The 26,497-nt window shown below is 56.0% G+C and carries 26 protein-coding genes and 2 pseudogenes; 14 read left to right on the forward strand and 14 right to left on the reverse strand.

Features of this window, described 5'->3' with window-relative positions; all coding sequences use genetic code 11:
• Positions 1 to 53: 53 nt before the first annotated feature.
• On the forward strand, positions 54 to 827 hold the full coding sequence (locus LSG25_RS13690) for an IclR family transcriptional regulator (protein ID WP_232741477.1): 774 nt from the start codon (positions 54 to 56) through the stop codon (positions 825 to 827).
• 47 nt (positions 828 to 874) lie between these two features.
• Here the strand turns inward: LSG25_RS13690 and LSG25_RS13695 are convergent, their stop codons facing one another.
• Positions 875 to 1,756, reverse strand: a complete 882-nt coding sequence (locus LSG25_RS13695; RefSeq protein WP_232741478.1) for an aldo/keto reductase family oxidoreductase — start codon at positions 1,754 to 1,756, stop codon at positions 875 to 877.
• A gap of 101 nt (positions 1,757 to 1,857) precedes the next feature.
• On the opposite strand from LSG25_RS13695, the gene LSG25_RS13700 reads away from it, so the two are divergent.
• Together LSG25_RS13700 and LSG25_RS13705 are read left to right on the forward strand one after the other, a co-directional pair.
• Complete coding sequence (locus LSG25_RS13700; RefSeq protein ID WP_232741479.1) at positions 1,858 to 2,769, forward strand: LysR family transcriptional regulator; 912 nt, start codon at positions 1,858 to 1,860, stop codon at positions 2,767 to 2,769.
• Between the two features lie 68 nt (positions 2,770 to 2,837).
• Positions 2,838 to 3,278, forward strand: coding sequence for a tripartite tricarboxylate transporter substrate-binding protein (locus tag LSG25_RS13705; protein ID WP_232741480.1), 441 nt, complete (start codon positions 2,838 to 2,840; stop codon positions 3,276 to 3,278).
• A gap of 68 nt (positions 3,279 to 3,346) precedes the next feature.
• Here LSG25_RS13705 and argC read toward each other — a convergent pair whose 3' ends face one another.
• Entirely contained in the window at positions 3,347 to 4,276 is a 930-nt protein-coding gene (argC, locus tag LSG25_RS13710) for an N-acetyl-gamma-glutamyl-phosphate reductase (RefSeq protein ID WP_232741481.1), read from the reverse strand.
• A gap of 112 nt (positions 4,277 to 4,388) precedes the next feature.
• Here argC and LSG25_RS13715 point away from each other — a divergent pair, with 112 nt between their 5' ends.
• Positions 4,389 to 5,345: a LysR family transcriptional regulator gene (locus LSG25_RS13715; RefSeq protein ID WP_232741482.1), complete on the forward strand. Its 957-nt coding sequence runs from the start codon at positions 4,389 to 4,391 to the stop codon at positions 5,343 to 5,345.
• 14 nt (positions 5,346 to 5,359) lie between these two features.
• On the opposite strand, the gene LSG25_RS13720 is transcribed toward LSG25_RS13715, so the two are convergent.
• Positions 5,360 to 6,373: a GntR family transcriptional regulator gene (locus LSG25_RS13720; protein WP_232741483.1), complete on the reverse strand. Its 1,014-nt coding sequence runs from the start codon at positions 6,371 to 6,373 to the stop codon at positions 5,360 to 5,362.
• A 336-nt stretch (positions 6,374 to 6,709) separates the two neighbouring features.
• On the opposite strand from LSG25_RS13720, the gene LSG25_RS13725 reads away from it, so the two are divergent.
• The 6 genes and pseudogenes from LSG25_RS13725 to LSG25_RS13750 all read left to right on the forward strand — a co-directional run.
• The gene (locus LSG25_RS13725; RefSeq protein ID WP_305072042.1) at positions 6,710 to 7,885 is read left to right on the forward strand and encodes an alpha-hydroxy acid oxidase; all 1,176 of its coding nucleotides are present in this window, start codon (positions 6,710 to 6,712) and stop codon (positions 7,883 to 7,885) included.
• Between the two features lie 92 nt (positions 7,886 to 7,977).
• Positions 7,978 to 8,742 carry an acetoacetate decarboxylase family protein gene (locus tag LSG25_RS13730; protein WP_232741484.1) on the forward strand — a complete coding sequence of 255 codons (765 nt, stop codon included), beginning with the start codon at positions 7,978 to 7,980 and terminating at the stop codon, positions 8,740 to 8,742.
• A gap of 155 nt (positions 8,743 to 8,897) precedes the next feature.
• On the forward strand, positions 8,898 to 10,136 hold the full coding sequence (locus LSG25_RS13735) for an ABC transporter substrate-binding protein (protein ID WP_232741485.1): 1,239 nt from the start codon (positions 8,898 to 8,900) through the stop codon (positions 10,134 to 10,136).
• Positions 10,133 to 10,870 carry an SDR family NAD(P)-dependent oxidoreductase gene (locus LSG25_RS13740; RefSeq protein ID WP_232741486.1) on the forward strand — a complete coding sequence of 246 codons (738 nt, stop codon included), beginning with the start codon at positions 10,133 to 10,135 and terminating at the stop codon, positions 10,868 to 10,870. Before LSG25_RS13735 ends, LSG25_RS13740 begins: the two co-directional genes overlap by 4 nt.
• Before the next feature lie 56 nt (positions 10,871 to 10,926).
• Positions 10,927 to 11,778 carry a fumarylacetoacetate hydrolase family protein gene (locus LSG25_RS13745; RefSeq protein ID WP_232741487.1) on the forward strand — a complete coding sequence of 284 codons (852 nt, stop codon included), beginning with the start codon at positions 10,927 to 10,929 and terminating at the stop codon, positions 11,776 to 11,778.
• A 102-nt stretch (positions 11,779 to 11,880) separates the two neighbouring features.
• Positions 11,881 to 12,003 (forward strand): annotated as a pseudogene (locus LSG25_RS13750) (ABC transporter ATP-binding protein); the annotation flags it as partial.
• 177 nt (positions 12,004 to 12,180) lie between these two features.
• Here the strand turns inward: LSG25_RS13750 and LSG25_RS13755 are convergent.
• From LSG25_RS13755 to LSG25_RS13780, 6 genes are all read right to left on the reverse strand, one after another.
• Entirely contained in the window at positions 12,181 to 12,906 is a 726-nt protein-coding gene (locus LSG25_RS13755; RefSeq protein WP_232744693.1) for an ABC transporter ATP-binding protein, read from the reverse strand.
• Positions 12,906 to 13,664, reverse strand: coding sequence for an ABC transporter ATP-binding protein (locus tag LSG25_RS13760; protein ID WP_232741488.1), 759 nt, complete (start codon positions 13,662 to 13,664; stop codon positions 12,906 to 12,908). The genes LSG25_RS13755 and LSG25_RS13760 overlap by 1 nt, the downstream gene beginning before the upstream one ends.
• Positions 13,661 to 14,950, reverse strand: coding sequence for a branched-chain amino acid ABC transporter permease (locus tag LSG25_RS13765; protein ID WP_232741489.1), 1,290 nt, complete (start codon positions 14,948 to 14,950; stop codon positions 13,661 to 13,663). The genes LSG25_RS13760 and LSG25_RS13765 overlap by 4 nt, the downstream gene beginning before the upstream one ends.
• Entirely contained in the window at positions 14,951 to 15,892 is a 942-nt protein-coding gene (locus LSG25_RS13770) for a branched-chain amino acid ABC transporter permease (RefSeq protein WP_232741490.1), read from the reverse strand.
• Between the two features lie 90 nt (positions 15,893 to 15,982).
• Entirely contained in the window at positions 15,983 to 17,230 is a 1,248-nt protein-coding gene (locus tag LSG25_RS13775) for a branched-chain amino acid ABC transporter substrate-binding protein (RefSeq protein WP_232741491.1), read from the reverse strand.
• Between the two features lie 90 nt (positions 17,231 to 17,320).
• Positions 17,321 to 18,259: a 3-keto-5-aminohexanoate cleavage protein gene (locus tag LSG25_RS13780; protein ID WP_232741492.1), complete on the reverse strand. Its 939-nt coding sequence runs from the start codon at positions 18,257 to 18,259 to the stop codon at positions 17,321 to 17,323.
• A gap of 180 nt (positions 18,260 to 18,439) precedes the next feature.
• On the opposite strand from LSG25_RS13780, the gene LSG25_RS13785 reads away from it, so the two are divergent.
• The 4 genes from LSG25_RS13785 (at position 18,440) to LSG25_RS13800 (ending at position 21,219) form a co-directional block, all read left to right on the forward strand.
• Positions 18,440 to 19,465, forward strand: coding sequence for an AraC family transcriptional regulator (locus LSG25_RS13785; protein ID WP_232741493.1), 1,026 nt, complete (start codon positions 18,440 to 18,442; stop codon positions 19,463 to 19,465).
• A gap of 97 nt (positions 19,466 to 19,562) precedes the next feature.
• Positions 19,563 to 20,354: an SDR family oxidoreductase gene (locus LSG25_RS13790; RefSeq protein ID WP_232741494.1), complete on the forward strand. Its 792-nt coding sequence runs from the start codon at positions 19,563 to 19,565 to the stop codon at positions 20,352 to 20,354.
• Between the two features lie 54 nt (positions 20,355 to 20,408).
• Complete coding sequence (locus tag LSG25_RS13795) at positions 20,409 to 21,020, forward strand: 2OG-Fe(II) oxygenase (RefSeq protein ID WP_232741495.1); 612 nt, start codon at positions 20,409 to 20,411, stop codon at positions 21,018 to 21,020.
• A 34-nt stretch (positions 21,021 to 21,054) separates the two neighbouring features.
• Positions 21,055 to 21,219, forward strand: a complete 165-nt coding sequence (locus LSG25_RS13800) for a hypothetical protein (RefSeq protein WP_232741496.1) — start codon at positions 21,055 to 21,057, stop codon at positions 21,217 to 21,219.
• Between the two features lie 42 nt (positions 21,220 to 21,261).
• Here LSG25_RS13800 and LSG25_RS13805 read toward each other — a convergent pair.
• The 5 genes and pseudogenes from LSG25_RS13805 to glaH all read right to left on the reverse strand — a co-directional run.
• Positions 21,262 to 21,381 (reverse strand): annotated as a pseudogene (locus LSG25_RS13805) (sigma 54-interacting transcriptional regulator); the annotation flags it as partial.
• A 279-nt stretch (positions 21,382 to 21,660) separates the two neighbouring features.
• Complete coding sequence (locus LSG25_RS13810; protein WP_232741497.1) at positions 21,661 to 22,737, reverse strand: porin; 1,077 nt, start codon at positions 22,735 to 22,737, stop codon at positions 21,661 to 21,663.
• Positions 22,738 to 22,866: 129 nt separating this feature from the next.
• Positions 22,867 to 23,877 carry a tripartite tricarboxylate transporter substrate binding protein gene (locus LSG25_RS13815; RefSeq protein WP_232741498.1) on the reverse strand — a complete coding sequence of 337 codons (1,011 nt, stop codon included), beginning with the start codon at positions 23,875 to 23,877 and terminating at the stop codon, positions 22,867 to 22,869.
• Positions 23,878 to 24,177: 300 nt separating this feature from the next.
• Positions 24,178 to 25,416 carry an alpha-hydroxy acid oxidase gene (locus LSG25_RS13820; RefSeq protein ID WP_370635874.1) on the reverse strand — a complete coding sequence of 413 codons (1,239 nt, stop codon included), beginning with the start codon at positions 25,414 to 25,416 and terminating at the stop codon, positions 24,178 to 24,180.
• Positions 25,417 to 25,500: 84 nt separating this feature from the next.
• A complete protein-coding gene (gene glaH, locus LSG25_RS13825) occupies positions 25,501 to 26,415 on the reverse strand; it encodes a glutarate dioxygenase GlaH (RefSeq protein WP_232741499.1) in 915 nt (304 codons plus the stop codon).
• Positions 26,416 to 26,497 lie beyond the last annotated feature (82 nt).

Here is a 26,497-nt window from a genome sequence, read left to right on the forward strand (position 1 = left end):
AATTATTAATTCAACAAACAAAAATGTTCAATTTATGAACAGGAGTTCCGGCCATGAGTTCGACAATGAAGCAATCGGGGCCCAAGACGTTTGCGCGTGGGCTTCGCATCATGGACGCCCTGCATAGCGCGGGCGACACCGGCTTGAAAATTACCGATATTGCGATCCAGACGGGCATCGAACGCACGACGGTATACCGCTTTCTCGATATTCTGATCAGGGAGGGGTATGCCCATGCGTCGCCGGACAAGCGGGTATTTGTTTTTAATGAAATGCGTTTTACACGCGGCACGTCATTGGCCTACACCACCGAAAGGCTAAAGCCCGTGCTACAGCGCATCAGCGCGCAAACGGGCGATTCCTCGTTCCTGGTAAGGCGAGAAGACGGCGACTCCCTGTGCGTGCATCGAGAGCTTGGGACATACCCGCTGCAAGTGCTTTCCGTCACGATCGGGCATAGACAGCCTTTGGGGGTTGGGGCCGCAGGGCTGGCCCTGCTTGCCAACTTGCCGCAGAACGATATCGACGACATTCTCGATATAAATAAAGAAAAATTGGCGAACTATGGAGGCATGACAAGCAAACAACTAAGGAAGCTAATCGCATCAACCCTTGAGCGGGGCTGGTCCGCCGTAGGGAATGCCGCGGTGCCGGGTGTACTGGGCGTGGGCGTGCCCATATTACGCAACCCGGACAATCCACTCTTTGCCATCAGTGTCTCCAGCGTGGTCGACAGAATGCCTTTGAAGCGGCAGCACTTTATTATCAATGTCATAAAAAAAGAACTGGCGGCCGCCCATTTCCAGTCGACTTCAAACGAGTCCTGAAGCACGGCCGGCGAACGCGCACCGCCACCGTGCAATGCATGCCGCCCTCAGGCAGCGTCGACGTTCGCGGCTATGCCATCCAGCGCTGCGACGGCATCGTCCGGCAAGCTTAACTCCGCGGCGGCGAGATTCTCCCGCAGATGCGTCACAGACGAGGTGCCGGGAATCAGCAGAATGTTGGGTGCGCGCCGCAGCAGCCAGGCGAGCGCAACCTGCATCGGTGTGGCGTTGAGGCGCCGGGCGACATCAGACAGGATGGATGACTGCAGCGGAGTGAACCCGCCCAGCGGGAAGAACGGCACATAAGCGATGCCGTCGCGGGCAAGATCGTCGATCACCGCATCGTCGGCCCGATGCGCCAGGTTGTAATGGTTCTGTACGCAGACAATCTCACAGATCCGGCGTCCCTCCGCGATCTGCGCGGGAGTGACATTGCTTAACCCGATGCGGCGCACGAGGCCCTGTCGTTGAAGCTCGGCCAGGACGCTGAGCGGCGCCTCGATCGACCCCTCGGCAGGCTCATGGATGCCGAACATGATCCGCAAGTTGACCACGTCCAGCGCATCGAGCCCAAGATTGCGCAGATTGTCGTGGACTGCCTGGGTCAGATCCCCAGGCGCGAAGGCGGGGAGCCACGATCCCTGCTCCCCTCGCACAGCGCCGACTTTGGTGACAATGACGAGATCATCGGGGTAGGGGCTGAGCGCCTCGCGGATCAGCTGATTGGTGATATGCGGGCCATAGAAGTCACTGGTGTCGATGTGGTTCACGCCAAACTCGACCGCCTCGCGCAGCACGGTCAATGCCATATCGCGATCCTTGGGCGGCCCGAATACGCCGGGCCCCGCAAGCTGCATGGCACCATAGCCAAGCCGCTTCACAATGCGATTGCCGAGCGTGAATGTGCCGGATTGATTGATTCTGGACATGATCCGTTTCCTTCAAAAATGTACCTGAAAGCCATCATAGCGACTCCGAGTAGTCTCGATAATCCGGTACAATCAGCACGGCTTGTGCTAAATGGCGAACAATGAAAATCGATATGAACGACCTGAACGCCTTCATGGCGGTCGCGCACGCCGGAGGCTTTCGCGGTGGCGCGCGAGCCAACGGCACCAGCGCATCCAGGTTGAGCGAAGCAGTGCGCCGCCTGGAGGCTCAGGTCGGTGTCAGGCTGCTCAACCGGACGACACGCAGCGTGGTTCCGACCGAAGCGGGCAAAGGCTTATTGGCGCGACTCGCCCCGGCATTGACCGAAGTGGAGGCCGCGCTCGACGCGGTAAACGGCTTTCGCGACAAGGCGGCGGGCACGCTCAAGCTCAATGTTCCGGTCAGCGCGGCCAGGCTCGTGCTACCCGCCATTGTTCCGCCATTCCTCGCCGCCTATCCCGATATCCTGCTCGACGTAGTTGCCGAGGAGAGCTTTGTCGACGTATTGGCAGCCGGATGCGACGCGGGCATTCGCTACGACGAGCGACTGGAGCAGGACATGATCGCCGTGCCGATCGGCCCTCGCATCCAGCGCCTTGCCACAGCCGCCTCTCCGGCTTACCTCGATCGCCATGGCCGGCCAGAACACCCACGCGACCTGATCGGCCATGCTTGTCTGCGTGGCCGCTTTCCCAGCGGAGCAATGCACCCATGGGAATTCGAATGCAAGGGCGAGGTGGTTCGAATCGATCCGGCGGGACCGCTGATCGTACGGATCGGCGGGGCCGTCGATCTCGCCGTCGACGCGGCGATCGCCGGTACCGGCATCGTCCACCTCTTCGAGGACTGGCTGCGCCCTTATCTTGACAACGGCACTCTTGAACCTGTCCTTGAACCGTGGTGGCAGCCCTTTCCCGGACCGTTTCTCTATTATCCCGGACGCAGGCTCGTTCCCGCGCCACTCAAAGCCTTTATCGACTTCATCAAGGCGCCGTCGCTGCATGCCGAATAAGATGATCTCGCTGATGGCCCAGGAATAGGCCGCTACCCTAGCTCCCCGCCTGGCCCGCGCTGGACTTCATGAAGCAGGCAGGCATTTCGATGACGCATATTCCCTATAAAGGGGAAGGACAAGCCGTGATAGATCTGCTGGGCAAGCACGTGGATGTGTATTTCGGCACCAGCGCCGTGGCTTCCGCGCATCACCTGAAGCAATTGGCCGTAGCGGCCGATTCACGGGCGACAGAGGCGCCGGGCACGCCGACGTTCACCGAGCTGGGATACAAAGTAGTCTGGTCCATCATGGGCGGGCTGATCGCCCCCAAGGGCTTGAACCCGGCGGCCAAGACGGCCATAGAGAGCGCCTGCGCCGATGGCATGAAGACGCCCCACTACCTGGCCACGCTCAAGACCCTGCAGGCGGGGCCCGAATATCTGTCGGGTGACGACTTCAGAAAGCTGATGGTGGCCGAATATGCCAAGAGCGAGGTATTGCTGAAGAATACCAAGCTACACCCCTGATGCGGGCGTCGTCGTACGCGCAGGATCTGACGCGCGACGGATCAGGCCAGGCGATGAGGCCCGACTGATCACATCGCCCGCAGCATCAGATCCAGATTCTGCATTGCGGCACCTGAAGCGCCTTTGCCCAGGTTGTCGAATACCGCCGCCAGCAGCACTTGGCCATGTGCTTCGTTTGAAAATACCGCCAGACGAAGTTCATTGCTGTCATTGAGCGCCTCAGGATCCAGATGCGTCGTCGCGGCAGCCCATTCGGGCGACATGACCTGCACGTGACTTGATTCTTCATAATGGCGCAGCAAGCTCTCGTGCAGGCGCTTGGCGTTTACGCCAGAGGGCAACAGGCGCAGTTGCAACGGAATGGTCAACACAATGCCTTGCCGAAAAGCTCCATACGCGGGAACGAAGAAAGGGCGTTGCGACAAGCCCGCATGGTGCTGGATTTCCGGCACATGCTTGTGAGAAAGCCCTAGACCATAGACCTGGAATGCGGGCGCCGCGGCCGAACCGGGCGCTTCATACAGATCGATCCCCGCGCGTCCGGCCCCCGAATAGCCCGACACGGCATGTACGGAAATCGGATAGTCCGCTGGAATCAGCCCGGCCTTGACGAGCGGCCACAGGAGTGCGATTGCGCCTGTAGGATAACAGCCAGGATTACTCACCCTCTTGGCGTGCGCAATGCGCTCCGCCTGACCCAAGTCCAGTTCCGGAAATCCATAGACCCAGCCCTCCTGCGTGCGATGGGCAGAGCTCGCATCAATGACACGCACCGATGGGTTTGTGATTGCGCCGACGGCCTCACGAGCCGGTTCGTCCGGCAGGCACAGGATCGCAACATCGGCCGCATTAATGGCCTCGGCACGGCGCCGCGGATCTTTACGCTCGACATCAGGCAATGTAAAAAGACGCAGGTCGGTCCGTCCGCTTAACCGGGTGTGGATTTGCAGACCGGTCGTGCCCTGGTCCCCGTCAATAAAAACAATGGGCTGATTCATGGCAGTCTCGTAGAGTGAATGGGGTGAAGCATCCATCTTCGGCCATGTCTATTGAAAAGAAAAGTTGAATATAATGACCATCTAATTCATAAATTCTGAACGTATTCCATCAATGCGTGAAATCAATCTGGACCGCTTGCGTACTTTGTTAGTGATCGCGGAATTGGGCTCGTTCGCCAAGGCGGCACGCGCCTTGAACCTGGCCCCACCCACGGTAAGCCTGCACATCAAAGACCTCGAAGCCCGCATCGGCGCCCCGCTGCTGTCGCGTAAGCGCGGACAGATCCATCCCACCACCATCGGCGAAACCTTGCTGGAACGTGCCCGCCGTCTTTTAGCGGATGCGGACCAGGCACTGGATGATGTGCTGCGCCAGGCCCAAGGCCTGGCCGGCCGGGTGCGCCTGGGCGCTTCGACCGGTGCAATTGCCCATTTGCTGCCGCAGGCACTGGATACGCTGAGCGTCCGCCATCCCGATATCGACGTGCAGGTCATGGTGCTCACCTCGCGGGAATCACTGGCGCGGCTCATGGCGGGCACCCTGGATGTGGGCCTGGTTGCGCTACCGCAAGCGCCCATGAGCGGGCTGGAACTGCGCCCGTGGCGGCGCGACCCGATTATGGCCTTTGTCCCATCGGCCTGGGACAAGCCCGCCCATATTACGCCGGCGTGGCTGGGCCATCGTCCGCTGATTCTGAACGATGCCAGCACACAGTTGTCACGCGTAACCACTGAATGGTTCGCCTCTTCCGGGCTGCAGCCGCAAGCACGCATCCTGCTTAACTATAACGATGCCATCAAAAGCCTGGTCGCCGCGGGATACGGCGCAACCCTGCTGCCGCACGAGGCAGATGCGCCCGTTCCGGATGAGCGTATCGCAATGCGCCCCCTGCGCCCGGCCCTGTGGCGGCACCTGGGCATTGCCTATCGCGTCGGCCCTATGGAACCGGCCACACGGCATGTGTTGAATGTGCTGACTGAACTGGCGGTTGGACACATCCCCGCCATGAAGAAGGAATTTCACACCTATCCAAAAAATAGAGGCGCATCGCCCAGCAAGAACGAGTAACCTTAAGCTCGGCCCTACTCCACTTTCGTCAAATAAGGCGGCAATTTGATTTGAGATAACTTGGCCGTGACATCAAAACGTAAAAGCCAACGGTCTACAGCTACGCTAAGGTGCTGGTGCAATGCCTCCGCAGCCTGTTCAGGTTTCCCCGCAAGTAGTAAGTTAATGATAGCCAAGTGCTCTTCGATCGCCTCGCGGATCAGGCCTAGTGGTATGCCTAGGAGTCGATTAGACAGGTAGCGTGTCGGCCCGAACAGGAAATGTGTCCGGCCAAGTGCCGTCAGAACTTCCTTGTTTAGACAAAACCCAAGAGCACGGATGTGAAGGTCGTTTTCTATCTGATCGAATAGATCGCTATCAAGCGGCGAACTGTTGAATGCCAATTGAATATTTTCCCGGAATTCCTCTAACAGCACGAGAGGAATATGCGAAGCGGCACCGACAAGCGCTTTAGGCTCAAGAATCGAACGTAACTCATAGAGATGGCGGATTCGTTCGGGTGTAACTCTCTGAGCGACCCAATGACCGACGGCATCCTTGGAGATCATGCCTACCCCGTGCATATGAGCCAGCAAGTCACGAGTTACCGTACGACTGACATCATAGTGCTGGGCGAGCCTGACATCGTTGATTCGAACCGATTCAAACAGCATTGCTACAAACAGTTCCTGCTCGACCTGCTTATATATCACTTCCCATTGGCGAGGCACCGTCAACTTGACCACTTCCAGTTCGGCCAAACGATTAACCACCGTGCTTTCCACCCTCCCCACTACACGATAGCCTCGTTTCCCATGGGCTTCCAGGAGCTTGTCTTCGCACAACAACGACAGCGCACGGCGAGCTGGTGATCGACTAATACCGAATGCGTTCGCAACCTGGGCTTCCATGAGGCGATCCCCTCCATGTATCTGCCCGTTTCTTATCATCTCTTTCAAACGTCGATAAGCCTGCTCTTGCAGTGGAAGGGGTATTGAACCAGCAGTTGGTGAATTGGCAATGGATTTGTTTTTCCCGATCTGTGGCATTCCTGCTCCTGATGCGACAAGCGGCGCTGTTTTCCAGCGCCCGGAATGAATGAGAAAACCATTTCACTCCTTTCAATATTTCTTTTGCATAAGCGGTAATACTAAATGCCTTAAATCACCAAAGCGACGTAATTTTAAGGAGAAATAACAGAAATTCCCTCTACGTTTCTATTCATTGGGAGCATCAAGCTATCCTCTCAAGGAGATGATCTTCTCATATTTGTACATGGGATGCAAAATACTCTTGACATAAAATGAACATTGGATGCACTATACATTAATGATCAATACAGCGTCTCTTGCAAGTCCTGCACACCGCGCTAAAGGAATGACAGTGTGAATCGTTTGCATCATGGAAACATTACCTGCATAGAGGATCTGAGGAAACTCGCAAAAAAGCGCGTACCCAAAATGTTTTATGACTATGTGGACAGTGGAGCCTGGACCGAAACAACTTACCGCGCCAACTCCGACGACCTTGCCAATATCCGATTCAAACAACGTATCGGAAGGAACGTGGAGACACGGACACAACGCTCCAGCCTTTTGGGCGAAGAGGTAACGATGCCCGTTGGCCTGGCGCCCACGGGTTTGGCGGGAATGCAGTATCCAGACGGCGAAATACTCGCTGCTCGCGCCGCCGAGCGCTTTGGAATCCCTTTCACGCTATCGACGATGAGCGTCTGTTCGATAGAAGATGTTGCCGAACATACTTCGCGGCCCTTCTGGTTTCAACTCTATCTGATGAAAGACCGGTCATTCATGGAGCAACTGATCTCTCGAGCGCGCCAGGCCAAGTGTTCCGCCCTAATGCTAACGCTCGATCTTCCTGTACAGGGCCAACGGCACAAGGATATTAAAAATGGATTATCGGCGCCTCCAAAACCGACGATCCAAAATATTGCCAGCATCGCTATCCGGCCTCGCTGGTGTCTGAATATGCTGCGCACTAAACGCCATTCATTCAGAAATATCGTTGGCCATGTGGCGGGTGTATCAGATACAACTTCCATGGCACGCTGGGTGGATGAACAGTTTGACCAGAGAATGTCATGGGATGACATCAAATGGATTCGACAAATCTGGGACGGAAAACTTGTCCTGAAAGGAATCATGGATCCGGATGATGCACAGATGGCTGTGGAATATGGCGCCGACGCATTGGTGGTGTCCAATCATGGTGGACGACAACTTGACGGAGCAATATCTAGCATAGCTGCCCTGCCCCGTGTTGTTCGCGCCGTGGGCAAACAGGCCGAAATATTGTTCGATAGCGGAATTCAATCTGGGCAAGACGTATTGAAAGCACTCGCTCTCGGAGCAAAAGGTACGCTCATCGGGCGTCCTTTCCTATACGGCCTAGGCGCCATGGGTGAGGCGGGAGTGGCACGCTGCCTGGAAATAATTCATAAAGAAATGGATCTAACCATGGCGCTCTGCGGCTTGAACGATATTCAAAATATTGATAGAGATATTTTAGAAAGCCAAGGACGCTCGATGTTTGCATCCTAATTCCGTTTTCAGATGACGTAGACATAAATCATGTAGGAAACAATGCAAAGCTGATGGCAAGCCCAACGGCAATTAAAACCTAAGGAGTCAATATGTTTGGTAAATATAAAATGCACGCTAATAGTGGGGTCAATCCACCTTATGCACCAGCATACCCATTGGAATGGGAGTGTGCATTGCGCACAGTAGAAGTGATCACTCGCGTTGAAAGGAAAAAGCTTGAGGCATTGCTCTCAGACACCCCATTCGAACTTGTCAACGATAGGGTGGCATTCCGATTCATGCTGTCTCCGGGCCACACTTTGGCATTGCATTCTGGCCAGATGTTCGATTTGATGGTCACAGTGGCGGTTCGTTATGAGGATCTCTTCACCCAAACACACATTTTCATGTATTGCAGCGACCCCATGGGTATCGCTGCCGGGCGCGAGATATTTGGATATACCAAAAAAGATACGAACTATCTATTTCATGAAACTGAAAATGGATCAATTGACGGTTGGGTCAAGCGCCGAGGAGTTCAATTGGCTGATTTCGATTTCACCCCAGATCCTCAATCCCCCGTTGTTCGACTAGTCGACGAGGATGTGCAGCCATCCGGCGAAATTCATGTCCGCCGTGTTCCACATCCAGAACGACCTGAAACGGCCTACGCGGACATTGTTTATCGTCGCACTCCGCTCAAGTATTCAAAGCCACTGCCGGGAAAAATCTCCATGAATCTTCATGATTCAGAGTTTGACCCGATCGCGCGACTTGAGCCGGAAATACTCGGTGCTCATTTCATGGTCTCCGATGTATATGGGGGCGGATTCGAAGTCGAAGATCGGCGCCTCCTAAAACGCCTAATCCCTTAGAAAAGATTGGCCTTACACAGCGCAGTATACCCATTCGTCGTGCTCAAGGTTCTGTCTGGATCAGCGTCACCCGGTGTGCTATGGATGAACAATGACCGATAGCTCTTTGAACACGAAAATCGACAACCGATTAATGCAAAGTGAGGAGTGACAAGATGGATAATACAAACTTTCGCCGAAGCAGACGCAACGTACTACTAGCCGGCACAAATTTACTTATCCTTGGCGCAACGAACGTCCGGGCCGAAGAAGTTAAGCCACTGAAAATCGGTGTACTCACCGATATGTCAAGCCTTTATAGAGACGTCACTGGCCAAGGTTCCGTCACTGCAGCCAAAATGGCTGTCGAAGATTATATTGCGCAAGGTGGGAAGAAATCTCGGCCTATCGAGATCATTAGCGCAGACCATCAAAATAAGGCCGACGTGGGGTCTGCAGTAGCACGGCAATGGATCGATCGCGACGGAGTCGACGTTATCGCCGACGTACCGACCTCGTCAGTGGCACTCGCAGTAAATAATGTTGTTCGCGAGAAAAACAAGGTCATGTTGGTCTCTGGAGCCTCATCGTCCGACCTTACAGGCAAAGATTGCTCACCCAATACCGTCCAATGGACCTACAGCACCTATGCGCTTGCCGTAGGTGCTGCAATGGCGACTAACCCTGGAGACACATGGTTCACCTTGACGGTTGACTATGCGTTTGGCCACGCGATGCAGCGAGATCTTAATAACGCTATAACCAAGAGTGGCGGAAAAATAATCGGAAACGTTCTCACACCGCTTGGTACGCCCGACTTCTCTTCATTTCTTCTCCAGGCCCAAGCATCTAAGGCTCAAGTAATCGGGTTGATCAATGCAGGAGGCGACACAGTCAATTCAATTAAGCAGGCGGCAGAATTCGGGATAACCAAACGCGGCCAACGCGTAGTGGCAACCGTACTGTATATCGACGATGTGCACTCCTTGGGGCTATCCGTAGCGCAAGGGCTTCAATTCACCGAAGCCTTTTACTGGGATTTGACCCCTAAAACACGCGCCTGGAGCGAGCGGTTTGCAAAGCGCATGGGTGGCCAACATCCAAGCGCCCTTCAAGCGGGAGTGTATGCCTCGATCTTGCATTATCTGAAGGCCGAGGCCGATTTGGGAGCGTCCTCAGACGGTAAAGCAGTCGTTGACAAGATGAAGGCATTACCAACGAACGACCCTCTTTTTGGCAAAGGATCAGTTCGAATAGATGGTCGTACGATTCACGACATGTACCTATTCGAAGTCAAAAAGCCAAGCGAGTCAAAATATCCCTGGGACTATTATCACGTCGTCAAGACCCTCCCAGCCTCCGACGTCTGGCGGCCGCTTAGCGCTGGCGGGTGCTATTTCGTGAAAAACACATGAATGTCGCTTTAGTAACAGGAGGCGGGGATGGCATAGGCCGAGCGATCTCTCTAAAACTCGCTCAATCGGGCTTCAAAGTCGCTATCGCTGACATAGATCACAATCTTGGAACGGAAACTGTTCGTTTGATTCAGACTGCTGGAGGTGAGGCCGTCTTTATCAAGACAGATGTTTCGAATGGCGATGAAGTGTCGGCATGCGTTGATAAGGTGGAAAAGCAACTAGGACCTATCACTGCTTTTTCGAATAACGCAGGTATCGAAGGAGTGATCGCCCCTATCCACCATTATCCCGATGACATATTCGAGCGCCTGCTCCAGGTTAACGTCAAAGGTGTATTTCTAGGCCTGAAACATGTACTGGCCCGGATGATTTCACGAGGCCAAGGGGCTATTGTCAATACAGCGTCAACCTCATCTATTCGGGGCCGGGCGGGTTTAGCAGGCTATGTTGCCACAAAGCATGCTGTGCTAGGCTTGACGCGCGTCGCCGCGCTTGATGTAGCGGGAACGAAAATCAGGATCAATGCGGTTCTGCCCGGGCCAGTGGAAACCAGAATGATAAAAGCGTTGGATGAGCAGGCCAAACATCTAGGTGGGATCAAGCGCGCTAACTCTGCAACATATGCAAGCCCAGATGATATTGCAAATGTCGTGGTCTTTCTTTTGTCCGATCAGTCAGCTCACGTCAATGGTGCCGCTTGGGTTGTTGATGGCGGTGTAACCGCCTGCTAGCTCTGCCTCGGGCACGCATCTAAAACCTTCAGTAGAAAGTCATAGGTAAACGAAATATGAAATTATGTCGATTCGGCAACACGGGCATGGAAAAGCCTGGGCTTATTGATGCCAATGGGCAATTGCGTGATCTATCTTCAGTTATCCAAGTTATTGAACCCGCAACTCTTTCGCCACAGAGATTATCCAAGCTTGCTTCAGCAGATCCGTCAGGACTACCCCTAGTGCCGGGGAATCCACGCTTCGGCGTTCCTTTTGAAGGGACATCAAAAATTGTTTGTATTGGTCTAAATTATTCAGACCATGCTCGAGAAGCCGGACTGTCCGTTCCATCCGAGCCAATTATCTTCTTGAAATCCACAACGGCGCTAAATGGCCCCAACGACGATGTCATCAAGCCACGCCATTCCGAACGTTTGGACTGGGAGGTGGAACTGGGTGTTGTTATAGGCAGCAAAGCGCAATACGTGTCCAAGAAGCAAGCGCCTGATTTCATTGCAGGATATTGTGTCGTAAATGATGTATCCGAGCGCGGCTTTCAAATGCAATCTTCACAATGGGACAAAGGCAAAAGCTGTGATACTTTTGCTCCGATTGGGCCTTGGCTGGTTACACCAGATGAATTACCCAATCCGCATAATCTGGACATGTGGCTCGATGTTAATGGCCTGAACATGCAGCGCGGCAACACCAATACCATGATTTTCGACATCCCGACATTAATTTCCTATTGCAGCCAGTACATGACCTTGCTTCCAGGCGATGTCATCGCCACTGGAACTCCACCAGGAGTCGGTATGGGGAAAATACCCAATCCCATCTGGCTGCAAGCCGGTGACACAGTGACTCTAGGCATCGCGAGTCTGGGCCAGCAATCCCAACGGATTACTCAATGGAAACAAAGGTGACCACGCTTTCATAAACCCTGGTTCCAGCAGATAAATAGAAGCCTGGGTATCTCCGCACCGAGTTTGAGAAAGTAAATCCTTGAGTATCTGGAAGGAAACGGAATAGTAGATACGATTTTGGCAATGCAAAACCTCAGGAAGGAATTCCGCGGTTTCATCGCTGTTGACAATGTCAGCCTTCAAGTCATCCGCGGCCACATCCATGCACTCATCGGCGGTCTGGGTACTTTCACCGGCCCCGTGTTGAGAGCCATCATTATCGGATTGATCTTCGTAATCTGCGTCACGGCTTTTCGCCGTGGCGTCGGCGGCGAACTGCTAAACGCTTGCCAGAAAAAAGCATCGTGAGATCAAATTAGAAATTGATGCCTTGCTGTTTTGAAGGCCCAACATATAATCGGCTCACACAGCCAGCCATTCCGCAAGAACCTGTGGGCTGGCGCCCAGTGCTTCAGGCGAGCCCTCGAACACGATGCGGCCATGTCCCATGACGCACACCCGGCTCGATACCTTCAAGGCGATCGCCAGTTTCTGTTCGACAAGGATGACGGCTACGCCCTGGCGGTGGATGTCGGCAATGGCCTCACCGACGGCGGCGACGATCTTCGGCGCCAGCCCCTCGGTGGGTTCATCGATCAACATCAGCAAAGGGTTGCCCAGTAACGCCCGGCAGATTGTCAGCATCTGCTGCTCGCCACCCGAAAGGCTGGCGCCTTTGGTATTGCGGCGCTCTTTGAGGCGCGGGAAATAATCGAACATTTGCTCGATTGTCCAGACCGACGCGCCGTTAACGGCCGGCTGCATGCCCATGCGCAGATTCTCCTCGACGGTCAGGTTCGCGAAAATCTCTCGCTCCTCGGGTACGTAGCCGATGCCATGGCGGCAAATTGAGTACGGGCGCAGGCCCGCGAGTTCGTGCTGGCGTAGCCGAATCGATCCATCTGTCGGAGGCACCAACCCCATGATTGCCTTTAATGTGGTGGATCGGCCTGAGCCATTGCGCCCCAACAGGCTGATTACTTCATTTGATGAAACATGGAAACTGACTCCATGAAGAATATGGCTCCTTCCATAATGAGCGTGCAACTCCTGCACGGATAACAAGGGCGGGGATTTGGCATCGGCCATCATTGCTCGATCTCCTCCCCAAGGTAAGCCTCTTTCACAGCCTTGTTGTGTCGGATCTCATCGGGGTTTCCAGTCGCGATAATGCAACCATAGACCAGGACGCTTATTCGGTCGCTCAAGGCAAACACCACATTCATGTCGTGTTCGACAATCAGAAGGGTGCGCCCTTGCGTTACCTCGCGTATCAACGCCAGTGTGTAGTCGGTTTCCTCATTGGACATGCCGGCCATTGGCTCATCGAGCATGATCACCTTTGGGTCCGAGGCCAGGGTCATGGCTATTTCCAGCGAACGCTGCTCGGAGTACGACAGCTCACCGGCGAGCGTACCGGCTCGCGCTTGCAGGCGGACTTGCTCGAGCAATTGCTCCACTTGGGCCGTGATCCGTCGATGAGTCTGGATCAGCGTCCAGAAAACATACTGCAGCCCGTACGGGCGCATTGCCGCCAGGCGCAAGTTCTCGAACACGGTCAAACCCGGAAAGACATTGGTGATCTGAAATGACCGGGCCAAACCCAGGCGATTGACCTGCTCGGGGGGCAAGCCCTGTATCGGCCGACCGTCGAGGTCGATCTCGCCGCGTGTAGGGGCGACCCGGCCCGAGATCAGATGAAACAAGGTCGATTTGCCTGCTCCATTCGGCCCGATCAGGGCGTGTCGCTCGCCCCGGACAATATCCAGATCGACGCCGCGGATAATCTGGGCCTGCCCAAATGACTTATGCACGCCGCGCAGAGAAAGAATGGGTGACTCGTTCATGGCTGCCCTCCTTTTGGAGCTACGCTATCAAAGGCAAGAGGCGCCTGGACACATTCTCCATTCTCGACGACAAAAATCCAGCGGGAATGCGCCAAGCGCAGCACCGCTACGCCAGCGATCAAGGCCAGGACGGGTAGCGCCCAGGTGAGCACGGCGGTGGGATCCCATTGAGCCCCGAACAAGGCAATGGGCGGCCAGCCTTTCCCATTGAGGACGGCCAGCGACCGATAGTCCTGGGAGAAAAAGCGCTGCAACAGCTCCACCAAATACACCGTGCCAGCCGTCAACAGCAGCGAGGCGACGGCATATAACGCCATGGATGGCGCCAACCGCGTGAATCCCTGCCGCCGGCCGCTGGCGGCGACTGATTGCACGAGTCCGGCGATGCCCCGTGGCATGAAAAGCATTACCACCACAAAAAGCAGGCCCTTGTACAGCAGCCAGGAATGCGTCATGTCCGAGACCAGGTAACCGAAAAAAGTCATGAGTGCGGCCCCAAGGACTGGCCCCAGAAAAATGGTGACTCCGCCGATGAAGCTGTTCAATAGCACCTCGGCCGAGCCTTGCAAATCGAAGATTACATAATTGGCGGCTTCCATGTTCAATGCCTGCAAGCTGCCCGCGATACCCGAGAACATCGCCGAGATGGCAAACACCAGCACACTGACCCGATGAACGTTGTAGCCCAGAAAGGACAGGCGGCGCGCGTTTTCGCGCAGACCCAGAGTCAGCCGTCCCAGAGGGGTCAGCGTAAACAGGTAAAGCAGTCCGAGCGAGACCAGCACCCATATCAAGGTCAGGTAGTAGACCTCGGTGTTCGAGCCGAAGCTCAGGCCAAAGGCTGGCATGCGCATCGAGGAAACGCCGGCCTCTCCGCCGAACCAGCCCTTGAGGTGCGGCGCCAGGGCATACAGCAGTTCGGCCAGCGCCAGCGTGATCATCGCGAAATAAACGCCGCTTCTTTTCGTGGCGAACCAGCCGGCAAGCAGGCCCACCACAAGCCCCATGGCCGCTCCGACCAGAGGCAAGAACGGTGTGGGAAGAAGCCCGGCGCCGTTGAATGCGTTCATGGCGTGCACAGTGGCGAATGCACCGACCCCGAAATAGGCGGCATGCCCGAAAGACAACATGCCGCCTTGCCCGCACAGCAGACTGAACGCGCAGGCAAACAGGCTCGCAATAAGCATCTGGATCGCGGCGTTGACCAGCGACTGGCTCAACAAGACAGGCACCAGAACCAGCCCGAAAATGGCCGCCAGCAACAGAAAACGACGTGTCTTCACCATTTACTCCTTCTCGCCCATCAGCCCGGAGGGGCGCACCAGCAGGATCAACAGCATGAGCGCATAAGGGATGGTGGCCGACAGGCCGGACAGTTTCAGGGTGAAGAGTCCGCCCATGCGTTGTGCCCAGTCGCCCGCGCCGAACCAGGTGAAAAGATCGGCAAGGCTGTAGTCGACTCCCACGCTGAAAGCGGTCAACAGTCCGATAAGCAAGGAGGCCAGCATCGCGCCCTCGAGCGATCCGAGCCCCCCGACCACAACCACGACAAACACCAGGACGCCCAGTTCGATCGCCATATTCGGATTGGTCGTATAAAAAGCTCCCGCCACAGCACCTGCCAGCCCGGCCAGGGCCGCGCCCACCCCGAAGACAGCCATGAATACTCGAGGTACGTTATGGCCCAGAGCCTCGGCCATGGCCGGCTTGTAGATGGCCGAACGTACGATGATGCCAACCCGTGTGCGGGTGAGCAGCAGATAGATCACGCCAAACATCAGCAGTGCGACGCCCCCCATAAGCAAGCGGTAGACGGGGTATGCCAAAGGGCCGATGTGAAACGCGGAAAACGAAAGCATGGCCGGAACGTGATAATTGACGGGGTAGTTGCCAAAGAAAAGCTTCACCAGTTCCGCGATGATGAACGACAGCCCAAAAGTCAGCAACAGTTCGTGGGCATGGCCGTACTTGTGTACCCGACGCAGGAAGTATCGTTCCACGACCACCCCGACCAAACCGACAAGCACGGTCGCGCAGGCAATGGCGGGCCAAAACCCGATATAGGGGCCCAGCAGGTAGGCAAAGTACGCCCCCAGCATGTAGAACGAGGCGTGGGCGAAGTTCAACACACCCATCATGCCGAAAATCAACGTCAGCCCCGCGGACACCATGAAAAGCAGCAGCCCATAGATCAGTCCGTTCAACAACGATACAAGAAAATAATCCATGATGACCTTTGAACGCTAAGCCATCATCCGGGCTCGACCCTGGATGATGGCATTCTGCAGAATGGGAAAGGAACGCGAAACCGGAGGCGCCTAGCTGGGGCGTTTCATTTTGCAGGTTTTCTGTGCCGGAGTCGCCGCCTCGTCGGCCGTCAGCAGCTTGACGGGTCTAAACCCCATGTCGGTTCCGTCCACCTTGAATTTCGCGTCTTTGGATACTACGGAAACGACCAATGGCAACAAGACTTGGTGATCCGCCGCGCGCATACTCCACTCACCCATGGGAGTCTCTACCTTGGTTTGCTCTATCGCCAGGGCCAGTTTGTTGACGTTCAACTTTCCGTTCTCGGGCTTGACCTGCTTCAAGGCGGCGCCGACCATCTTCACCGCGAAAACGGTTTGAGGTTCCACAAACACGGGATAATGACCTACCTTGGCCTTGAATGCCTCGGAGAACGCCTCGCTTTTCTTGCCGCCCGCCTCGGCATCAAAGGGATGGACCACGTACGCTCCCAGGGCGACGCTGCCCGCATTGGCCAGATTGCCTGGCTGATCCATGTACGTGGTGGCAAAACGTACTTTAAGCCCTCCGGACCTGGCGGCTTTCATCAGAAGCAGAAGATCATTGGACCAGTTTCCGGTAATGACGGTATCAGGATGCGTGGCAGCGATCTTGGCGACATAGGGCGAGAAATCCTGGATCTTGTTGACATCATGCAAGGTCTTGCCTACGACCTCGTAGCCGCCATTAGCCGCGTTGTCTTCGATAGCCTGCTGCACGTCCGCCCCCCAGGAATAGTTCTGGTTTATGGAATAAACGCGCGTACCCAGTACATTGGCCGCCTTCATGGCAGCCACCAGAGCCTTGATCTTGACTTGTGCATTGCTGATGAACCGGAACGAGTGAAAATGGCACTTGGCGCCGGTCAAATCCATGGCCTCGGCACCCACATTCACGAACAGCAGCTCTTTGCCGGGATTACGGATATCGTACTTTCGAATGTCTTCGCTCAGCTGGCCGGCAATCGCCGAAGAAGCCCCTTGAATCACCAACTGCGCACCGTCCGCTATTGCTGTTTTGAGCTTGTCGGCAGCGCCGCTGGGCGTACCCTGATTATCGTACTCGAGCAGCTTGATCGGTTCGCCGTTCCACCCGCCTTCAGCGTTGAGCCTGTCGACTTCATAACGAGCGGCATCGCGATACGTGTTCCCCGTGGATGCTTGCGGACCCGACAAGGTCTCGATGAGAGCTATTTTCACCGGCGCGGCGCAGGCCATGCCACCGAGCGACGACAAGGCTGCGGAAAGAATCAACGGACGAATAATGTGGCTAGAAATCATGTTTGTCTCCTGAGTTGTACGGATTTGAAATGGCTACAGCGTCATACCCCCTGATGCTTCACATCCTGCTGCACAGATCTGGCAACGGTGTCAAAACTCGACCGAGTCTGCGCCTTTCAGGCCCAACATTTTCCGGGCATCGGCAGGTGTTGCGATTTCAAATGAAAGCTCTTCGAGGATGCGTCGAATTTTTCGAACCTGTTGAGCATTCGTTTCAGCCTTGACACCCCTTGAAAGAAAGATGCTGTCCTCCAGGCCAACCCGAACATTTCCGCCCATGATGGCGCCCATCGTCACGAGCGGCATTTGATGCCGCCCCGCGCCAAGGATGGAAAAGAGGTAGTTTTCCCGCCCGAAAAGACGATCGGCTGTCGACCGCATCACTGTCATATTCTCTGGATCGGCCCCGAGTCCGCCAAGAATGCCGAAGACCGACTGGATGAAAAATGGCGGCTTGATAAGGCCCTGGTCCACGAAATGCGCCAGATTGTAAAGATGGCCGAGGTCGTAGCATTCGAACTCGAAGCGTGTGCCGTGCGCGCCCAGCTCAAGCAGGATTTTCTTGATGTCCTTGAAGGTATTACGGAAAATTGTGTCTTCCGTCCCTTCGATAAAGCTTTTTTCCCAGTCGTGGCGCCATGACGAAATTTTCGCCGCGATCGGATGGATGGAGAAGTTCATCGAACCCATGTTCAGCGAGCACATCTCTGGCTTGGCCAATCTGGGATAGGCCAGACGCTCGGCCAATGTCATGCGTGTGCTGCCGCCCGTCGTTATATTGATGACCGCATCGGTCGCTGCCGCGATGAGGGGAACAAATTCCCCGAACACTTCGGGCGCAGGGGTCGGCCGGCCATCCAAAGGATTCCGGGCATGCAAATGGAGAATGGCTGCGCCCGCTTCCGCCGCCTCTATGGATTGCGTCGCAATCTGCGCGGGCGTCAATGGCAGGAATTCAGACATCGATGGCGTATGCGTTGCGCCGGTGATGGCGCAAGAAATAATGACTTTGCGATTGGGACCGCTCATGCGTGTATTCCTCCACGGTGTTGCATTGGCGCTGCGTGTTGCGCTGACCGTGGCGAGTTTGGCGCGCGGTCCGCTGTTCAGCTTGCCTCTTGTGATATTGATATTAGTGAAATATGATGGCACCCGAAAGGTCATATTCGGACAGTTGAATGTTGTTATGGGACAATCCGGGGAGAAGCAATGTCGTCAAAGCTGCCCTTGCTTAACGAGCGCATCTACGCGCCCTATAAAATCGCGGCGCTGGTGGAGGTTCTGAGCGAACAGGGCATTGCTCCGGAGGACAGCCTCAAGGGCAGCAACGTTGCCGCGGGCGAGATTTACGATGCGTCGGCATTGACCTCGGTCCGGCAATACGTCGCCGTCTGTAGAAATGCGGTCCTGCTGTCTCGCAATACCGCTACGGCTTTTATTGTCGGATCCCGTCTGCATTTGTCCGCCTATGGGATGTATGGCTACGCCCTGATGTCCTGCCTGTCGTTCCGGGATTATTTCCGGCTCGGAGTCAAGTACCACCAGCTCGCCACGCCAACGCTCACAATCGAATGGAACGAATATCCCAACGAAGGAATCTGGACGTTCCCGGATGCGTTCATCTCTAATCCATCGAGAGAACTGCGCCAGTTCCTGCTCGAGCAGCAGTTTACCCAGCACGTGACGCATCTGCAGGACGTCGCCGGAAGAACCTGCCCACCGACAAAAGCGTGCTTTTCATATGCGGCGCCGGCGTATGCCGACGTTTACCCGGAGTATCTGGGCTGCCCGTGCTACTTCGACCAGCCGCAATGTTCGCTTCATTACGACAGTGCCATATTCGAGGACAGGCCTCAGCTGGCCCACAGGCTGACAGCCACGCTCTTGCAGGAAACCTGCGACAGGCTCATTGGCCAGGCAAAGACGTCCGTCGGTGTTTCTGGAGAGGTCTATCAGGTGCTGATGCGAAAGCCCGGCGTATTCCCGGGCATGGAAGTCGTCGCGGACGCCTTGAAAATGACGAGTCGAACGCTGCGGCGACGCCTCGAGAGCGAAGGCACATCTTTCGTGGCAATCGCCGATGACGTGCGCTGCTCCCTGGCAACCGAATACTTGAAGACCACCAAGATGAGCACCGATGACATCGCGATGCTGCTTGGCTTTAGCGACGCCGCAAACTTTCGGCGGGCGCTGAAAAGATGGACGGGCAAGGGGCCGGGGGAATTGCGCAAATGATCCACCGGCCCGGCAAGGAAAATGCCAGGCGTCCCATGGCTACGGAAGAATCGAACCGTTGTACTGTATCAACCCACTACGTTATTCGAGGTAATTGATGAACACTATTGATCTTCTGAAACCGGCACCTGGCTTGCGAGTATTGGTTTCAGGCGCTGCAACCGGCATTGGCGCCGCCATTGCACAGGCATTTCTGGAAGTCGATGCACAGGTCTATGTTTGCGATATTGACCAGGCTGCGATCAATAAAATGAAAACCGAGCGGCCACAGCTTCATGCAGGGGTTGCGGATGTGGCAAACCGCGATCAAGTGGATGGCATCGTCGACGATGCTCGAGCCAAGCTTGGCGGTTTGGATATTCTTGTCAACAACGCCGGTATCGCGGGCCCGACGGGGGCCGTCGAAGACGTCGATCCCGAACAGTGGGAGCGCACGATTTCCACCAACCTCAACAGCCAGTACTATTTTCTAAGGAAGGCCGTTCCGGTATTGAAAGAAACATCCAAGAACCCAAGCATCATCGCCATGGCCTCTGTGGCGGGGCGTCTTGGATACCCGTTTCGCACGCCCTATGCCGCCACCAAATGGGCCATTGTGGGCCTAATGAAATCTCTGGCTATCGAGCTTGGGCCAAACAACATCCGGGTCAACGCCATCCTGCCTGGGGTCGTCGAGGGGGAACGGATGGACCGCGTGATTTCCGCCAGGGCGGATACCTTGGGCATTGGTTTCGACGAAATGAAGGAAGAATACCTGCAGAAGATATCCCTTCGGCGGATGGTGTCGGTCCACGATATTGCGGCGATGGCGCTATTCCTTGCGTCTCCCGCCGCGAAAAACATTTCCGGCCAGGCCATCAGCGTAGATGGGGATCATCAATATCTTTGATCGAGGTAAAATTTTTGCTCATACCGAAGTTTTGGCCAAGGAGTGGTGAATTTTATGAACGACCATGATGAAATATTCCGGTCGCTGGAAAAACAGGGCTGGGCTATTTCTGACACCGTCATTCCCTTGTCGTGGCACATTACCTTGCTGATGCAAGGCTGGAATCTGTGGGAAGACGGGCACTTCTACACGGAAGGGATAGGCCGCAGCGCAAGCGATGCACGGCGGCCCGACATCCGCGGCGACACGATCTGCTGGATTCACCCCAATTCGCATCAAGCCAACCACCCTTTTTTCCGATGGATGGCGCAGTTTCGCGAAGAGCTGAACGAGCGCTATCAACTTGGCCTGCGCAGCCAGGAGTTCCATTTTGCGCGTTATGGCAAGGGCAAAGGCTACATAAAGCACATTGACCAGCATCGCGATAGTGACCATCGAAAAATATCGATCGTGCTGTATTTGAACCTGCAGTGGAATCCAATGCATGGCGGCGAGCTTTGCCTGTACGAGCCCCGTAATCCCAATGTGGAAATACGGCGAATCCCTCCTATGGGAGCAAGGTTGGCGATTTTTCACAGCGGCCTGATTCCGCACGCGGTACTACCTTGCCAACAAACACGCTGGAGCCTGACCGGTTGGCTGCGCTCGGACGAACCTGCGGGATGAGGAGTCCTGAAGAAGACGGGATCGATCACTGGCCGTGTTGCCACAGATCCGCGCCCGTAATCTGAACGCCCTGCAGGGAGTCTCCGCCACTGTGCCGCACCCGAACGGTGCAAGGCTGTTCCAGAACTGGCTCAACAGCGAAGCGGGAGCGAAGGCCTTGCAGGAGAAGTACGGTGTGCGCACCGCGCTGAAGGGCTAAATACCCAGGGCCTGCGCCGCAGCGGCCTGGTTTCCGCCATGCGCGCGCAAGGACAGCCAGGTCACGGTGCGTCGCTGCAATAATCCTGACGTCGATCGGAATCGCGTCGATTCCGCCCACCCGGGTTATCTCTTTTTCCTGCAATACCCGCAGCAGACGTGTCTACAGCGGCAGGGCACTTCGCAACGATGAACCAGCTCGCGCATCGACGCGGAAACAGCTACCAGTCTGTCAAGAGTGTACCGGACCGAATGCGACCGCCGGTGACTATGAGCGCGAAGACGGCCATACCGGGGCAATGCGCGGCCGCATGCTCAGCGCGGCCGAATACAACACATATCTAGGCCTGGCCGAGGTCGGGGAGTGGGAGGAGCGCTTCCAGGCCTGACAGGAAACCCATGGCCTATTGGCCCGACCCATCCGGCGGGCGGTGCCCGCGGTTCAGAATGTGTGGCGCATGCCGACCATCACTGCGGTGACATCGCTGCCCAAGCCATTGCCGAAGATGGCGCGCTGGCCAGTATCCAGGGATATCGCGGCGTGATTATTGTTGCTGGCCTTTCCAATCCCGGCATAGAGGCTGGTGCGTTTGGACAGGGGGCGGAGGTAATTCAGGCCGTACAGCCAGGTTTTACCATCTTCCGGCGCAGCCAGGCTCGTGCGGATATGACCGAGCGTCAAACTGACCTGGGCGGCGCCCACCGGAACCATGAGACCGAGCCAGACGCTGTTCATGGTACCCGAGGTGGCCGTGTTCGGCCCGGCCGGATCGTATCGCGAGTAGCCGCCGTTGATCGTGAACTGGCCAAAGTCGTATTGTCCCGTCACGCCCTGGTAGCGGTTCGTGCCCGATGGTTTTGCACCGACGCCCTCGACCCTTTTCTGCTCGTAGAAAATCCCGGCGGCAGCCGGACCCGATACATAATGGCCCGACAGGCCGACCATCTGGCCGGTATTCGTCGTCGGGGTGCTACCCGGGGTGCCGTTGCTCCAGAACACCCGGGCACTGAATCCGTTGACCGTCGGTGAGGTGTAGAACACGCCATCCGATTGCCGGATAAGGCCGAGCTCGACAATCTGCGAAGTCGGTCCGGCGCCGCCGTACATGCCGGACTTGGTGTAGTCCGTATACGCCATGGCCCAGAAGGCCGGTGTGTAATCGCGACCCAAGGACAGCTCACCCCAAGGCCCTTTGGCGCCGACGATGGATCGGCGGTTGAACAGGACGCCATTTGGCACCGAGTTGCCAGTGGCAAGGTCGAGGCCGCCCTCGAGCACGAAGAAAATGCTTGATCCGCCGCCCAGATCTTCGGCCCCACGGAGCCCCAAGCGATTGGCCTTGCTCGATCCGTTCGCAAAAGCCCAATCGTTCCTCGCGCCGCCTGTCGAGCCCGCGCTGACCTTCTGGTATTCGATGCCGACGTCCAGACTGCCATAGAGGGTTACGTTGGGCTGTGCGACGGCCTGGCCGACGCAAGTTGCCAATACAGCGGCAACGCTGAAATGTACTGCTTTCATTATTTTTGTCTCCCCTGCCTCGCTGATCAGCGAGGCAAATACCTGCATGCAAACATGTGAACGCGCGGGGCGGCAGACAGCCAGGACAAGCTGTCCGTGAACTGCCGCCCTGCTCGAGTGGTGTTAGAGCTATTGGCCGTTGGCCAAGTGGGAGTCCGTCGCGATCTTGCTCCAGGTTGCCAGATCGTGCTCGACGATCGCCTTGAATTCTTCAGATGTTTTTTGCGGCGGCGCCGAGAAATTGAGGTTCTTCATCAACTTGACCATTTCCTCGGATCCCTGAATCTTGTTGATCTCCAGGTTCAGACGCTTGACGATTTTCGGATCGGTGCCGGCCGGCGCAAAGATGCCGAACCAGCCCACCTGATCAAACTTGAAGCCCGATTCGGCCAGCGTCGGAACGTCCGGCAATTGCGGGGCACGCTCATTGCCACTGATCGCAATGGCACGGATCTTTCCCGCCTGAACGAACGGGATCAGCGCACTGGGGTCCGTCCAGCCCACCTTTAGCACACCCGACGCCAATTCCGTAAGCATCTGAGTCGTGTTCCGATAGGGAACATGGGCCATCTGCATGCCGGTCCGGCCTTTCAGCCATTCCATCATCAGATGTCCGCTGGAGCCGTTTCCCCATGAGCCAAAACTGTATTGATTGGGACTAGCCTTGATCAGCGCAATCAGCTCCTTCAGGTTTTTTGCCGGAACTTCCGAATTGACCACGAGGATGACTCCGCCCGCGGCGGTTTCCGCGACGGGAACGAGATCCTTGGTCACGTTGAAGGGCACGGATTTTTCAACAGACGGCCTGACGACCGTGCTCGAAGCCGTGGAATACAGCAGTGTATAGCCGTCGTTCGGCGCCCTGGCCACCGCCTGGATGCCAATCGCACCGGTGGCGCCAGGCCGATTTTCTACAATCACTGACTGTCCGAGCGCCGCCGAGAGTTGCTTGGCCAAGGCGCGTGCCAGCGCATCCGGCCCCGAACCCGCCGAGGATGATGAAATTATGGTGATCGGCCGCTCAGGCCAGGCGCCGGCGGCCTGAACCGTCTGCGATGCGGCCAAACCGAGAAACACAGCCAATCCGAGAATGAACCCCGCGACTCTGTGTATACCTGCCCTGTGAATACCTACTATCATCTATTGTCTCCTTAACCCGCACATTCATCGTTGTTGTGTAGCCTGTCAGGCAATATCAGGCACGCGGGCGAATTTCTAGCTTCTGCATTTGTGTCTCCTGACTCTTGCTATTAGAATTTTGGCTGACCGTCCAATCGTGTCGATTGAAGCAATCGCAAAACTTATGATGCATCAAGTTTGAGCGTCCTGCGGGCTATACACTTTCCATTACGCGACACCGATTTTGCAGTTCATGCCACGTTATTGACCCATATCAATTTGCAAGCCCGGACACTCCTGGGCATGGCGCAGCGCTTACGGCTAGACGAGTATGCCGCGGTTGACTTCCTGGATCGCGCACGTACCGAGCATGGCCATATTGCGATCGACTTCGTCCCGCAGAAGACCGATGGCGTGTCGCACACCCGGTACGCCGCCAACGGCGGCCGCATACATGAAGGGGCGTCCCGCGAATACAAAACGGGCGCCGAGTGCCAGCGCCTTCAGCACATCCCCGCCGCGCCTGATTCCGCTGTCCATCATCACGACCAGATCGTTCCCGACCGCATCGCAAATTCGCGGCAGCACATGCAATGGCTCGACGGCGCCATCCAATTGACGGCCACCATGGTTCGACACGATGATTCCTTCAGCACCGATCGAAACAGCTCGTTTTGCATCGTCGACATGAAGAATGCCCTTGATCACCAGATTCCCGCTCCATCGGGCGCGTATGCGCTCGAGATCCCTCCACGACAAATGATCTCGGCCCGTCGTATCGCGTATGGCAGAGACTGACAGCATCGGCGCCCCCCGCGTTGCGAAGGAATTTTCAAAGTGAGGCATCCCATGTTTGATAAGTGTCTTGAGGAATGTGCCGCACAGCCACCGAGGCCGAGTGATTCCATCCATCGCCAGACGCAGCGAAGGCCGCAGGGGCAAGGAAAACCCTGTGCGTACATTGTTCTCGCGGTTTGCCCATACGGGAATATCGACGGTGACGACGAGGGTTGAGAAGCCCGCCGATTTGACTCGATCGATAAGCGCATCGATACGTGTGGGGTCGCCTGGAAGATAGGCCTGAAACCACGTACCCGGAGCTTCTGCGTGAACGGTCTCCATGGGAATCAGGGAGGAGCCGCTCATAATCGCGGGAATATTTTCATCCTTCGCGGCCCGTGCCAGCGCAACATCCCCCCGATAGGCCGAAATGGCGCTGATGCCGATCGGCGCGATTCCGAATGGAGACGAGTATGTATTGCCGAACATCGTCACTTTCTGTGATCGGCGAGACACATCGACCAGGACCTTGGGATTGAATTTCAGGCGTTCAAATGCCGTGCGATTCGCAATGCAGGACATGCCGTCTTCGGCGGAGCCTGAAATATAGCCAAATAAGGGGCGCGGCAGATGGCTTCGTGCCGCCGCTTCAAAATCGGCCAATGAAAGCATCTGCCGCAATCGTGCCGGGGCATCGCTCCTGGCTCCGTATGCAGCCAGGTTTTTTTTCCCGGCCTGCTCAACCTGTTGCGTACCGGCATTTCCAAGGGAGTCTTTCATCCATCAATCCTCAACGTTTTCTTCAAGCGGCCGATCGTCAAGCGTTCGTTGCGCAGGCATTCCAGGCATCGGCGGATTACCGCCTCATTGCGCAAACGTACCGCGCTGGCGCATCAGTTCCCGGCAAAGCGCTTCATTGCGCTCAAACGGCGCGCGCCCGTGGACATAGAAGTAATTGTTCAGAACAACTAGATCCCCCACGGGCAGGCCAACTTCCCTGGTGCCCTCGGATGTTTCCATGGAATTCGACAAGGCATACAGGTAGGCGGCTTCTTCACGATTTGCGGGCTGCACGAACTGGTCGATGAACGACATCGACAAACCAAATTCGCTTTGGAAAAAAACGGGCCGCTCAACTCTTTCGCTGCTATTCTTGGAGCCGGGCGCCTTGTAAAGAAACGGCCTGGTTCCAAATTTGTGATTCACGAAGTAGCTGCACTCTTTCCAGTCATCCAGGTGAAGAAACCTGGATTCACCACCGACCGCGTTGCGCTCGGCAAACTTCATCATCAGCAGCCAATCGGTTGCCTCGGAGACGAACGTGCCGTCCGTGTGCATCGTGAACAGACGGTATGCCTGGCGCAGATAAGAGTCGCTGCTGTCGGTATGCTGCACAACAAAGCGCGCATAATAAGTGCCGGACATGGCATCGTGACTGCTTGTACCCAGAATATGTCCGACTGCCGTACCGAACTTGACGAAGTCGGCATCGTCTTGCGAAAGCCCCTGAAGACCGATGGTAAAGCCGCCATGGCGACGATCCTTGACCAAGTCAAGCAGCGTGCGCGGGAACGCTTCGCCAAGGCGATTGACCAGCAGATCGGCCAGGTGATAACGCATGAAAGGCACATACTCGAGGTTCTGCACGTCGATGCGCCGGACATCTTCCAGAAAGCCGGCCAGCGCATCGCTGCCGACGGTTATATGCATGATTCGAGGGTGGTCTGCGTGACGCGACAGGCGAAAGTTCTGTTGAGGCGCGGCGAGTATTGCTTCCATGAAGGGCTCCCTTAGGTCTGAAGTCCACATTTCACTCCTTTTTTTTGATAACATCATTATCAATAATTTGAATTTTTATTCG

This window comes from Paralcaligenes sp. KSB-10 (assembly GCF_021266465.1).
Lineage (GTDB): Bacteria > Pseudomonadota > Gammaproteobacteria > Burkholderiales > Burkholderiaceae_B.

What these genes read in the sequence shown, in the direction of transcription:
- LSG25_RS13690 (WP_232741477.1), top strand. Translation starts at nt 54, where the DNA reads ATGAGTTCGACAATGAAGCAATCGGGGCCCAAGACGTTTGCGCGTGGG.
- LSG25_RS13695 (WP_232741478.1), bottom strand. Translation starts at nt 1,756, where the DNA reads ATGTCCAGAATCAATCAATCCGGCACATTCACGCTCGGCAATCGCATT.
- LSG25_RS13700 (WP_232741479.1), top strand. Translation starts at nt 1,858, where the DNA reads ATGAAAATCGATATGAACGACCTGAACGCCTTCATGGCGGTCGCGCAC.
- LSG25_RS13705 (WP_232741480.1), top strand. Translation starts at nt 2,838, where the DNA reads ATGAAGCAGGCAGGCATTTCGATGACGCATATTCCCTATAAAGGGGAA.
- argC (WP_232741481.1), bottom strand. Translation starts at nt 4,276, where the DNA reads ATGAATCAGCCCATTGTTTTTATTGACGGGGACCAGGGCACGACCGGT.
- LSG25_RS13715 (WP_232741482.1), top strand. Translation starts at nt 4,389, where the DNA reads ATGCGTGAAATCAATCTGGACCGCTTGCGTACTTTGTTAGTGATCGCG.
- LSG25_RS13720 (WP_232741483.1), bottom strand. Translation starts at nt 6,373, where the DNA reads ATGCCACAGATCGGGAAAAACAAATCCATTGCCAATTCACCAACTGCT.
- LSG25_RS13730 (WP_232741484.1), top strand. Translation starts at nt 7,978, where the DNA reads ATGTTTGGTAAATATAAAATGCACGCTAATAGTGGGGTCAATCCACCT.
- LSG25_RS13735 (WP_232741485.1), top strand. Translation starts at nt 8,898, where the DNA reads ATGGATAATACAAACTTTCGCCGAAGCAGACGCAACGTACTACTAGCC.
- LSG25_RS13740 (WP_232741486.1), top strand. Translation starts at nt 10,133, where the DNA reads ATGAATGTCGCTTTAGTAACAGGAGGCGGGGATGGCATAGGCCGAGCG.
- LSG25_RS13745 (WP_232741487.1), top strand. Translation starts at nt 10,927, where the DNA reads ATGAAATTATGTCGATTCGGCAACACGGGCATGGAAAAGCCTGGGCTT.
- LSG25_RS13755 (WP_232744693.1), bottom strand. Translation starts at nt 12,906, where the DNA reads ATGGCCGATGCCAAATCCCCGCCCTTGTTATCCGTGCAGGAGTTGCAC.
- LSG25_RS13760 (WP_232741488.1), bottom strand. Translation starts at nt 13,664, where the DNA reads ATGAACGAGTCACCCATTCTTTCTCTGCGCGGCGTGCATAAGTCATTT.
- LSG25_RS13765 (WP_232741489.1), bottom strand. Translation starts at nt 14,950, where the DNA reads ATGGTGAAGACACGTCGTTTTCTGTTGCTGGCGGCCATTTTCGGGCTG.
- LSG25_RS13770 (WP_232741490.1), bottom strand. Translation starts at nt 15,892, where the DNA reads ATGGATTATTTTCTTGTATCGTTGTTGAACGGACTGATCTATGGGCTG.
- LSG25_RS13775 (WP_232741491.1), bottom strand. Translation starts at nt 17,230, where the DNA reads ATGATTTCTAGCCACATTATTCGTCCGTTGATTCTTTCCGCAGCCTTG.
- LSG25_RS13780 (WP_232741492.1), bottom strand. Translation starts at nt 18,259, where the DNA reads ATGAGCGGTCCCAATCGCAAAGTCATTATTTCTTGCGCCATCACCGGC.
- LSG25_RS13785 (WP_232741493.1), top strand. Translation starts at nt 18,440, where the DNA reads ATGTCGTCAAAGCTGCCCTTGCTTAACGAGCGCATCTACGCGCCCTAT.
- LSG25_RS13790 (WP_232741494.1), top strand. Translation starts at nt 19,563, where the DNA reads ATGAACACTATTGATCTTCTGAAACCGGCACCTGGCTTGCGAGTATTG.
- LSG25_RS13795 (WP_232741495.1), top strand. Translation starts at nt 20,409, where the DNA reads ATGAACGACCATGATGAAATATTCCGGTCGCTGGAAAAACAGGGCTGG.
- LSG25_RS13810 (WP_232741497.1), bottom strand. Translation starts at nt 22,737, where the DNA reads ATGAAAGCAGTACATTTCAGCGTTGCCGCTGTATTGGCAACTTGCGTC.
- LSG25_RS13815 (WP_232741498.1), bottom strand. Translation starts at nt 23,877, where the DNA reads ATGATAGTAGGTATTCACAGGGCAGGTATACACAGAGTCGCGGGGTTC.
- LSG25_RS13820 (WP_370635874.1), bottom strand. Translation starts at nt 25,416, where the DNA reads ATGAAAGACTCCCTTGGAAATGCCGGTACGCAACAGGTTGAGCAGGCC.
- glaH (WP_232741499.1), bottom strand. Translation starts at nt 26,415, where the DNA reads ATGGAAGCAATACTCGCCGCGCCTCAACAGAACTTTCGCCTGTCGCGT.